Raw genomic sequence first — 10256 nt, forward strand, 5'->3', positions numbered from 1 at the left:
GCCCGGCGCTACCCGTCCATGACCCTGAACCTGCTGCTCACGCCGATCATGCTGCTCCTGCTCTTCGTCTACATCTTCGGAGACGTGATGAGCGCCGGCATGGGCGGCGCCGACCGCGACGCCTACATCGCCTACCTCGTCCCCGGCCTCGTCCTGATGACCATCGGCTCCACCACCATCGGCACCGCCGTCTCCGTCTCCAACGACATGACCGAAGGCGTCATCGCCCGCTTCCGGACCATGGCGATCCACCGCGGATCCGTCCTCGTCGGCCACGTCATCGGCAGCGTCCTGCAGTCCGTCGTCAGCGTCGTCCTCGTCGGCGCCGTCGGCGCGGCCATCGGCTTCCGGTCCACCGACGCCACCGCCGTCGAATGGCTCGCCGCCCTCGGCCTCGTCACCCTCTTCGCCCTGGCGCTCACCTGGATCGCCGTCGGCATGGGCATGGTCAGCCCCAACGCCGAGGCCGCCAGCAACAACGCCCTGCCGCTGATCTTCCTGCCCCTCATCTCCAGCGCCTTCGTCCCGGTCGACCAGATGCCGGGCTGGTTCCAGCCGATCGCCGAGTACCAGCCCTTCACCCCCGCCATCGAGACCCTCCGGGGACTGCTCCTCGGCACCGAGATCGGCCACAACGGCTGGCTCGCCCTCGCCTGGTGCCTCACCCTCACCGCACTCGGCTACCGCTGGTCCACGTCCGTCCACAACCGCGACCCCAAGTGACACAGCACCCCCGAACGCACGAGGGCGGCGCACCCCGGCACACGTCGGAGTACGCCGCCCTCTCCCGCGTCCCGGAATCACTCCTGGGCCACGAGCCGCACGGCGAGCACCACGATCAGCGTGCTCGACGCGAGCGCCGTGGTCAGCCTGCCGCGCGCACCCGTCAGGATCCTGCCGAGCAGGGTGCCGCCCAGGGCGAGGAGAAGCTGCCAGCTCGCGGAGGCGGCGAGGGCCGCGAGGACGAAGGCGGTGCGGTCGGGCAGGGTCGCGGGAGCCGAGGGGCCCGTCGCGAGGATCAGGGCGGCGAAGTAGACCACCGTCATGGGGTTGAGGATCGTGATCCCCAGGAAGGTGAGGAACGCGCGGCCCGGGGCGAGGTCGCCCCCGTCGTCGCGGGAGCCGAGCCCGCCCGAACGGTGGGCGGCGAGCGCCACCCACGCGGCCCGTACGGCAAGCACCGCGAGGACGGCCGCGGAGGCCCACCGGAGCGGGGTCGTCACGGGGGCGAGGACGGGGACGAGCGCGGAACCGCCCGCGACGGCGAGAAGCGCGTACACCCCGTCGGCCGTGGCGACGCCGAGGGCCGCGGCGCCACCCGTACGCCAGCCGGTACGGGCGGTGACCGCCACCAGATAGGCGCCGACGGCGCCGACCGGAATCGCGATGCCGTAGCCGGCCAGCAGGCCGGCCACCACCGCGGCGGTCACGCGACGGCGGGGATCGCGCCTCCAGGGGAGCCGGCCTGCTGCTGTCGGCGGTAGGCGGAGCCGTCCTTGGTCCGGCCGAGGAAGCCCCCGGTCACGAGGTGGCGACGGAGGGCGGGGAAGTCCTCGTGCACGGTCAGCAGGGCCGCGTTGACCTCGGACTCGCGGTACTCCCGACCGGTCTCGAAGAGCGTCTCGGCGAGATGCGCGAGAAGCGCCTCACGCCGGGCGGGCCTGCGCGGGACCGCCTTGAGGCGCCCGTCGGCGGAGAAGAGATCCGCGACAGGGCGGGAAGAATGACGGGACGGAGGATGACTGGTCATGGCGGTGAAGCCTGGCCCCGGCAACCCCCGTTCCGCAAAGGGTTTTCACTTGGGCTCGGGCCGCACCATCACGTTCACCGCCTCCTGCACGGTCGGCAGGATCGTACGCTCACCGTTCCGGTCGAAGATCGGCCGGGCCTTGTCGACGAAGGCCCGGAAGTCGCCCTCGGACTCCCAGAAGTCCACGACCCGCCACCCCCCGCTCCCGTCCGGCCCGGCCGCGTGCGCGATGAACCCGGCGGGCGGGAACCACTCGGCGGCCATCAGCAGGTCCGTGGTCTCCTCGTACTGCTCCCGGGTGCCGCCGGGGATCTCGATGGTGACGATGACGGGCATGACACTGCTCCTGTACGTGAGGGGGTACGGCGGTCCCGACCAGCACACCAGCGGCCACGACACCCCGCACGGCGGCGAAGACCGAACGGGCGTGCTCCGGCGAACGGCGCAGGCGCCGGTGGGCCGTGACGGACGTGCGCCGCACGCGTGTTGAGGGAACTCGTCGGCCTACCAAGGGGGAAACCACCTTCGTCGTGTCCAGGTGAGGTGACACGCCTGCGCCGCGCCGGGTGTGTGGGCCAGACTTCTCCGTGGGGCGCCGAAGCGGGGGGCCCGCTGACGAGGGGGAGCCATGCACGACGGAATCTCGCTGGCCGAGGCGCTTCGGAAGGTGCGGGAGGAGCTGTACGCGGCACAGGCCGAGGGGGCGCACGAGCAGTTCCGGTTCGAGGTCGAGCAGGCGGAGCTCACCCTGGAGGTCGAGTTCCGCAGGGACGGCAACGGCAAGGTGAAGGTCGACGTCGGCGCGCTGGGCGCCAAGGTCGGCGGTGAGGCCGGCGGCACGCTGGGCACTACCCGTCGGCAGACGCTGACGCTCACCCTCCAGGTACGTGACGAGGCGCTGGGCGGGGAGCGGGCGAGGATCCGGCGGCTCGCCGGCGGCCTGAGCGGCCCGAGCGGCAGCCCGGACAGCGGCCCGGACGACCCGGAAGGCAACCCCGACCGCGGCCCGCACGACCCCGACGGCAACCCCGACCGCAGCCCGCACGACCCCGACCGCCGCACGGCGGCGGAAGACTCCGACGTCGCAGGCGCCGCCGAGGGCGCTCCGGAGTCCGGCGGCACCTCGGCGGCCGGCGGTTCCTCCGACCCGTCCGGCGCATCGGACTCCTCCCCCTCCGGGGAGGCCCGGCCCCGTCCCTGGGAGGCGTGAGCGTGGATCCGCAGCGGCTGGTGTGGGTCCGCACCGGCGGCCCGGAGGGGGCCGGGTCCGGCTACCTCATCGGGCCGCAACTCGTTCTGACCGCCCTGCACGTCGTCCTCGGCGACGGCCGGTGGGCCGAGCGCGCCGAGGCGCGGGTCGGTCATCCGCGCTTCGGGGACCTCGTCGAGCGACGGGCGGAGGTCTGCTGGCCCGACACCCGGGACGGCGTCCCGGGTGTCGGCGCCCCGGACGTCGCGCTGCTGTGGCTCGACCGGCCCGTGCCGGCGAGCGGAGGGCCGGTGCGGTGGGGGCGCCCCGGCGGCACCGCGCGGCTCCCGTTCAACGGCGCCGGCTTCCCCGCCTTCGCGGCCGACGCCGGAAGCGCTGCCCAGGTCGAGGACCTCCACGGCGAACTCTCCGTCGTCGGCACGTCCTTGCCGGGCTGGGTCCTGGACTGCCCGGTCTGGCCGGCGTCCCGCCCCGGCGGGGAGCGGCCGTGGGCGGGCGCGTCCGGTTCGGCGGTCTTCTGCCACGGGCGGCTCGTCGGGGTGGCCGTGGAGGACAACCGGACGATGAACTGGCGCCGTCTCCACGCGGCACCCCTCCATGAAGCCCTCCGCCTGCCCGGCTTCGCCGGCCTCGTCACCCGGCACGGACATCCCGGCACCACCACCGTCCTGGAGGAGGTCACCGGCGAGAGCGGTACGCCGGGTGCCGATGGAGTGGTCTGGCCGGTGGAGGTCGGCCCGGTCCCCGCCCTGGCCTCGGCCTTCCAGCCCCGCAGTGTCCTGCGCGACCGGATCGACGCGGCACGGTCGGGCGGCGGGTCGGTGGTGCTGACCCAGGTGCTGTCCGGTGGGGGCGGCTTCGGGAAGACGCAGCTGGCCGCCGCATGCGCGACGGACGCCCTCGCCCAGGACGTCGACCTGGTGGTGTGGGCGTCCGCGACCGAGGTGCAGCAGGTGATCACCCAGTACGCGCAGGCCGCGGCGGACATCCGGCTGCCGGGCGCGACCGGGCAGGATCCGGAGGCCGACGCCCGGGCCCTGCTGAAGTGGCTGGCGACGACGTCCCGGCGGTGGCTGGTGGTCCTGGACGACGTCGTCCACCCCACGGAACTCGGCGGCTGGTGGCCCGTCAGCCGTACGGGCACAGGGTGGGTCCTGGCCACCACCCGGCTCCACGACGCGCGTCTCACCGGGCACGGCCGGAGCCGTGTCGACATCGACGTCTACACCCCGGCCGAGGCCGGCGCCTATCTGCGGGAACGCCTCCACGGCGACGGCATGGACCACCTCCTCGACGACCGGGCCGCCGATCTCGCCGAGGCCCTGGGCCATCTGCCGCTGGCCCTGGGCCTGGCCGCCGCCCACATGATCAACGAGGAACTGACCTGCGCCGACTACGTGCGGCGGTTCACCGACCGCCGTACCCGCCTGGAGGAGGCGCTCCCCGAGACGGCCGACACCGAAGGCTACGGGCGGCCGATCGCCGTGGCGCTCCTGCTCTCCCTCGACGCGGCCCGGGCCGCCGACACCACCGGCCTCGTGCTCCCGGCCCTCCGTCTCGCCGCCCTCCTGGACCCGGCCGGCCACCCCCGCGCGCTGTGGGCGGCGCCACCCGTCCTCCGCGGACTCTCCCCCGCCGGACCCGTCACGGCGGACCGGACCCACACGGTCCTGCGCCTGTTGCACCGCTACGCTCTGCTCACCTGCGACACCCGCGCGGAGCCCCGGGCGGTCCGCGTCCACGCGCTGACGGCCCGCGCGGTCCGTGAGAACACGCCCGAGGCCCAGCTCGCCCACCTCGCCGGCACGGCTGCCGCCGCCCTGCTCCACATCTGGCCCGAGATCGACCAGTCCCACCCCGACCTGGCCGCCGCCCTGCGCGCCAACACCGACGTCCTCGCCGACCACGCGCGGGACCGGCTCTGGGACGGCTCCGGGCACTCGGTCCTGTACCGGGCGGGGAACAGCCTCCTCGACGCGGGCCTGAGCGCCACCGCCGCCACGCACTGGCAGCGCGTGACCGACGATGCCGCCCGGCTTCTGGGCGCCGGCCACCGCTACACCCTCGCCGCGCGCGGCAACCTCGCCGCCTCCTACCGGGAGGCGGGACGTACCGGCGAAGCCATCGCGATCGAAGAACAGGTGGCGGCCGACACCGAGCGGCTCCTGGGCGACCAGCACGCCGACACCCTGATCGCCCGTGCCAGCCTCGCCTGTTCCTACCGGATGGCGGGGCGCGTCGGCGAAGCCATCGCGATCGAAGAGCGGGTGTCGGCCGACTGCCGGCGGGTACTGGACGACGACGACCCCCGGACGCTCGCCGTCCTCGCCAATCTGGCCGCCTCCTACTGGGAGGCGGGGCGCGTCGGCGAAGCCATCGAGATCGAGGAGCGGGTCGTGGCCGACTCGCGGCGGGTTCTCGGCGAGAGACACCCCGACACCCTCTCCGCCCGTGGCAACCTCGCCGCCTCCTACCGGGAGGCGGGACGTACCGGCGAAGCCATCGCCATCGAGGAACAGGTGGCAGCCGACTCCGCGCGGGTCCTGGGCGACAGCCACCCCGACACCATCACCGCCCTCGCGAACCTCGCCACTTCCTACTGGAAGGCGGGACGTACCGGCGAAGCCCTCGCCATCGAGGAACAGGTGGCAGCCGACTCCGCGCGGATCCTGGGCGACAGCCACCCCGACACCCTCACCGCGCTCGGCAACCTCGCCGCCTCCTACCAGCTGACGCGCCGGATCGACGAGGCCATCGCGATCGAGGAACAGGTGGCGGTCGCCTCCGCGCGCGTACAGGGCGACCACCACCCCGACACCCTGATCGCCCGCGTCAACCTGGCCAGCTCCTACCTGCGAGCGGGGCGCGTCGACGACGCGCTCCGTCTGCTGCGCCCGGCGGCGGTCGACTGCGCGCGGGAGCTGGGCGACGGTCATCCCGTCACCCGGGCCGCACGCGACCACCTCGCCGCCGCACGGCGGCAGACCTGACAAGGGAACGGCGAGGTGCCCGGCGTATCCGCTACATCCCCAGCCGGTACCGGATCTTCTTGACCAGTTCCCCCAGGTCCGGCTGTCGCAGCAGGCTGTAGTGGTCCGCGTCGAGTTCCACCATCGTCGGCGGGCGCGTCGACCAGCCTGTCGTGTGCTCCAGGAACGAGTAGTCGTCGCCCTCCGCCTTGAAGATCGTGACCGGGCAGTCGACCTGCCGTTCCGTCAGCTCGCGGAAGGTGTACGTGAACTCGAAGGTCTCCTCGACGATCGCCACGATCCGGTCGATCAGGTCCGGGTCCAGGGCCGGGAAACGGGTCGCGACCAGGGACACGAAGGTCTCCCGGTCCGCCGCCCGTACCGTCGGGTCGATCGCGCCCGCGAACACCGAGTACAGGATCGTCACGAACGCCGGGTTGTCGTACGTCGCTCCGCCCGTCTCGGAGGAGCGGACCTTCGGTGAGCCCGGGGCTATCAGGAAGAGGTTCTCCACCTGCTCCCCCGCCGCCTCGAGGAGATGCGCCGACTCGAAGGCGACGCGGGCACCGAAGGAGTAGCCCCAGAGGGTGTAGGGGCCCGTGGGCCGGCGGCGGCGGATCGCCTCGACGTCCGCGGCCGCCATCTCGCGGATCGTGGGATACGGCTCCTCGCCCCGGTTGATGCCGTACGCCTGCACCCCGTAGAACGGCCGGTCGATGTCGATCTCCGCCGCGAGGTGCCGCAGGTTCATCGTGTAGCCGCCGAGGCCCGGCCAGCAGAAGACCGGCGGCTGGGCGCCCGCCGCGTGGAGCCGTACGAGGCGGGAGGCGGGCGTGGCGGCCGCGCCGTCCAGCTGGTGGGCGAGCTTCTCGATCGTCGGGCGCTCGAAGAGGATCTGCAGGGGGAGTCCGCCGTCGAACTCCCGGTTGATCCGCGTGACGAGCGCGACCGCGATCAGGGAGTTGCCGCCCGACTCGAAGAAGTCGTCCAGGACCGAGACCGACTCCACCTCCTCGTACTTCAGCGCCTTCGCCCAGATCTCCGCCAGCCTGCTCTCCGTACGCGTACGGGGCAGGACGTGCGGGCGGCCGTGCAGGCCCGCGCTGACCACGGCCAGCTCGCCGAGCGCCTTCGTGTCGACCTTGCCGTTCGCCGAAAGCGGCAGCCGGTCGAGGACCACCACCCGGTTCGGGATCATGTAGTCGGGCAGGTGGCGGGCGAGGTCGTCGCGGATCATCTCCGCCGGACCCTTCATGTGGACGGTGTCCTCGTACATGCCCTCGCTCAGCCGCTGTTCCCCGCTGATCCGGCCGCCCACGAAGAAGTACGAAGGACCCGTGGGGCGGCCCGCCGCCGACAGGATCTCGTCCATGCGGCGCGCCGCCGGGAGCGGATGGCCCGACTTCGAGCTGTAGCCCGAGGACATGAACCCCAGGCCGTGCTCGCCGTGCTGGAGGCGCTGGAGTGCCCGTCCGAGGTCGATGTACGCGCGGTCGGCCTCTGCCGTGCGGCTGATCACCGTGATGCCGAGCGACGCCCGCTCGTACACCGCCTGGTTGATCGCGATCACGTGCTTCTTCTCCACCAGGGAGGGGGAGACGGGGGTCAGACCGGCGTTCTCGTAGAGGTACTGGTACGGCGGGAGGTCCGGCATGGCGTCCGGGTGCGCCTGGACATAGATGTCCACCTCCGGGTCCGTGGCCGCCTGCTCGTCGTACGGGACGACCTCGAAGACCCCCTCCGCGCACGGCCTGATGTCCAGTCCGTAGCCCGGCAGGACCTCCTCGAAGAGGCCCACCATATGGCCCGTCTCGATCTCCAGGACCTCCTGGATGTTGTTCCGGTAGACCGGCTCGATCGCCTCCGGCCGGCCCTGGAAGGCCACCCGGAGGAACGGTTCGCCCGTCGCGTCGGACGGGAGCGGCTCCGTCCTGTACAGCTGGTGCCGTACCGGGTGGTAGTAGTACGTGCCCGGGTCGAGGCCCGCGATCCCGCGCAGCTCCACCGACAGCTGGGTGGCGTACAGCGCGCCCGGCGAGGCGTAGCCGTACTTCGGGAGCAGCCGCTCCTCGCTCGTGAACTGGCCGAACCAGCGCAGGATCTCGCCCAGGTCCGCCGCCGTGAGGCTGCCCACCGCGCGGGATCCGACGCCCTCCGGGCGGCGGGCGAGCGCCGCCAGGACGTCGGCGCGGGTGACCTCGCCGCCCTCGTAGAAGCGGTACGTCTTGCGGGCGAAGACCGTACGGCGCATCCGCTCCGTGGGGGTCGCCCCCGGCAGGACCACCACCGGAAGACCGGCCAGGCCGGCGTCGTCGCGGGTGCCCGCGTTGGAGAGCTGCGCCTTGACCTGGAGCTTCGACTCCTTGGACTGGTGGTGGGCGCCGTGGTTCCCCTGGTCCATCAGCGCGGCTTCCTTCGGGGACAGCTCGACGCAGGCCACCAGGTTCTGGAAGCCGGTGCGGGGCTCGTCCTTCACGATGACCGCCGCGTTCCTCACCCAGTCGTGGTTCTCGACGGCGAGCGCGATCTCGTCCAGCTCCACGCGGAAGCCGCGCAGCTTGATCTGGTTGTCCGCGCGGCCGGCGAACTGGACGGTGCCGTCCTCGTTCCAGTGGGCCAGGTCGCCCGTGCGGTAGAGGCGCTCGCCGGTGTCCGTCGTCACGAACTTCTCGGCGGTCAGCTCCGGACGGTCCAGGTACCCCCGCGCCACCTGGACCCCGCCGATGCACAGCTCGCCGTCGCGTATGTGGAAGGCCGTGTCGTACGCCGGTCTTCCGATGGGTATCGCGGCGGGGCCTTCGGCGGCGGCGAGGACGGCGCGGTCCACGGTGTGCGAGGAGGCGTTGATCGTGCACTCGGTGGGGCCGTAGAGGTTGATCAGCTCGGCGGCGGGGAGCTCGGCGAGGAGCTGCGCCGCCAGGTTGCGGGAGAGGACCTCGCCGCCCGAGTAGACCCGTCGGAGCGTGGTGCAGCTGGCTAGCCGCTCCGTGTCCACCAGGGCCTGGAGGAGGGTCGGCACGCCCTGAAGCATCGTCGCGCCGGTCGCGCGGACCGTGTCGATCAGGGCCTCCGGATCGCGGTAGACCCCCGGCGGCCCCACGGCGACACGGGCGCCGACGGCCGGGGCGAGGATCTCCCACTGGGCCGCGTCGAAACTCATCGGGGTCTTCTGGACGACGGTCGCGTCCTCGTTCAGCCGGTGCTCCGCCGCCATCCAGCGCATCTGGGCGACGATCGAACGGTGCTCGACCATGACGCCCTTGGGCTTGCCGGTGGAGCCCGAGGTGTAGATGACGTACGCGAGGTCCCGCTCGCCCACCGGGGGCAAGGCCGCCGGCGGCGGGAGCGCGTCCCCGAGGGTGACGACGGTCGTGCCCGGCGGGGCCAGTCGCGTGACGCGGTCCCGGAAGCGGGCCTGCGTGAGGACGATGCGGGCGCCGCTGTCCTCGGTCATGTAACGGACGCGCTCCTCCGGGTACTCCGGGGAGAGCGGCACGTACGCGCCGCCGGACAGGACGACGCCCCAGATGCCGGTCATCAGGTCCAGCGACGGCTCGACGTGCACCCCGACGCGGGTGTCGGGGCCGACGCCGAGGGCCACGAGGTGCGCGGCGAGGGCGGCGGCGGTGTCGTACAACTCGCGGAAGGAGAGCGTGGCTTCTCCGAAGGTGACGGCGGGGTGATCGGGGCGGGTGGTCGCCTGGGCGTGCAGGAGCCGGTCGAGCGTGGGCATGTCGGTCCCTTCGGTCTCGGGGGTCACCGGGGCGACGCCCCGCGCCCCGCGATGCGGTCATCGGTTCGGCGGTGGCGTCGCGCGCGCGCCGCTGTGGGCATGGGTTCCGCCATGACGGCGCCCACCCCTGTGCGGTCACCGGTCCCGCCGCGACGGCGCCCACCCCTTGCGGGCGTGGTCTCCGCCGTGACGGCGCCCGCCCCCGCTGTGACGGCGCCCATCCCGTTGCGGGCGTGGGCTCCACCGGGGCGGCGCCGCCCGCCACCCCCGTTGTGGGCATCTGTTCCGCTGGGGCGGAACGGGTGGGCACAACGGACGGCGCCCCTTGCCGGGCCCAGGCTTCCGGGCCTGAACCCGCACCCGTCGTGCGCCGCACAAGTCGGTGCGGGTCCAGGCACAAGGGGCGGAGGCGCCCGCCGAAGGGCGCCGTCCCGTGTGCCCACCCGTCCCGCCCCAGCGGGACGATTGCCCACACGGCGGTGGGGGTGGGTGGGGGCGCGGGCGGCTGCCCGCACGGGCGGTAGGTAAAGGCCGGCGGGGGCGGCGGGCGGGTCCGCACAGGGTACGGCTGGCCGGCGCGGGTAGGTGGCCGGG

The 10256-nt window shown here is 73.2% G+C and carries 7 protein-coding genes; 3 read left to right on the top strand and 4 right to left on the bottom strand.

The annotated features are described in order from the left end of the window. A partial coding sequence (locus tag ACFVYX_RS33185) for an ABC transporter permease (RefSeq protein WP_389685199.1) occupies positions 1–723 on the top strand: 723 nt, incomplete at its 5' end. A gap of 77 nt (positions 724–800) precedes the next feature. On the opposite strand, the gene ACFVYX_RS33190 is transcribed toward ACFVYX_RS33185, so the two are convergent. The 3 genes from ACFVYX_RS33190 to ACFVYX_RS33200 are packed head-to-tail and all read right to left on the bottom strand — an operon-like array spanning position 801 to position 2086. Then, positions 801–1430 (bottom strand): LysE family transporter, encoded by a 630-nt coding sequence (locus ACFVYX_RS33190; RefSeq protein WP_389685200.1) that lies wholly within the window; start codon positions 1428–1430, stop codon positions 801–803. Beyond that, positions 1427–1750 carry a DUF2087 domain-containing protein gene (locus tag ACFVYX_RS33195; RefSeq protein WP_389685201.1) on the bottom strand — a complete coding sequence of 108 codons (324 nt, stop codon included), beginning with the start codon at positions 1748–1750 and terminating at the stop codon, positions 1427–1429. The genes ACFVYX_RS33190 and ACFVYX_RS33195 overlap by 4 nt, the downstream gene beginning before the upstream one ends. Positions 1751–1795: 45 nt before the next feature. Further along, positions 1796–2086: a hypothetical protein gene (locus tag ACFVYX_RS33200; RefSeq protein ID WP_389685202.1), complete on the bottom strand. Its 291-nt coding sequence runs from the start codon at positions 2084–2086 to the stop codon at positions 1796–1798. A 292-nt stretch (positions 2087–2378) separates the two neighbouring features. On the opposite strand from ACFVYX_RS33200, the gene ACFVYX_RS33205 reads away from it, so the two are divergent. Continuing rightward, positions 2379–2960: a trypco2 family protein gene (locus ACFVYX_RS33205; protein WP_389685203.1), complete on the top strand. Its 582-nt coding sequence runs from the start codon at positions 2379–2381 to the stop codon at positions 2958–2960. 2 nt (positions 2961–2962) lie between these two features. Beyond that, a complete protein-coding gene (gene fxsT, locus ACFVYX_RS33210) occupies positions 2963–5950 on the top strand; it encodes an FxSxx-COOH system tetratricopeptide repeat protein (RefSeq protein ID WP_389685204.1) in 2988 nt (995 codons plus the stop codon). 31 nt (positions 5951–5981) lie between these two features. On the opposite strand, the gene ACFVYX_RS33215 is transcribed toward fxsT, so the two are convergent. Next, a complete protein-coding gene (locus ACFVYX_RS33215) occupies positions 5982–9662 on the bottom strand; it encodes an amino acid adenylation domain-containing protein (RefSeq protein WP_389685205.1) in 3681 nt (1226 codons plus the stop codon). Positions 9663–10256 lie beyond the last annotated feature (594 nt).

It is taken from the genome of Streptomyces sp. NPDC058326 (genome assembly GCF_042879855.1).
Taxonomy (GTDB): domain Bacteria; phylum Actinomycetota; class Actinomycetes; order Streptomycetales; family Streptomycetaceae; genus Streptomyces.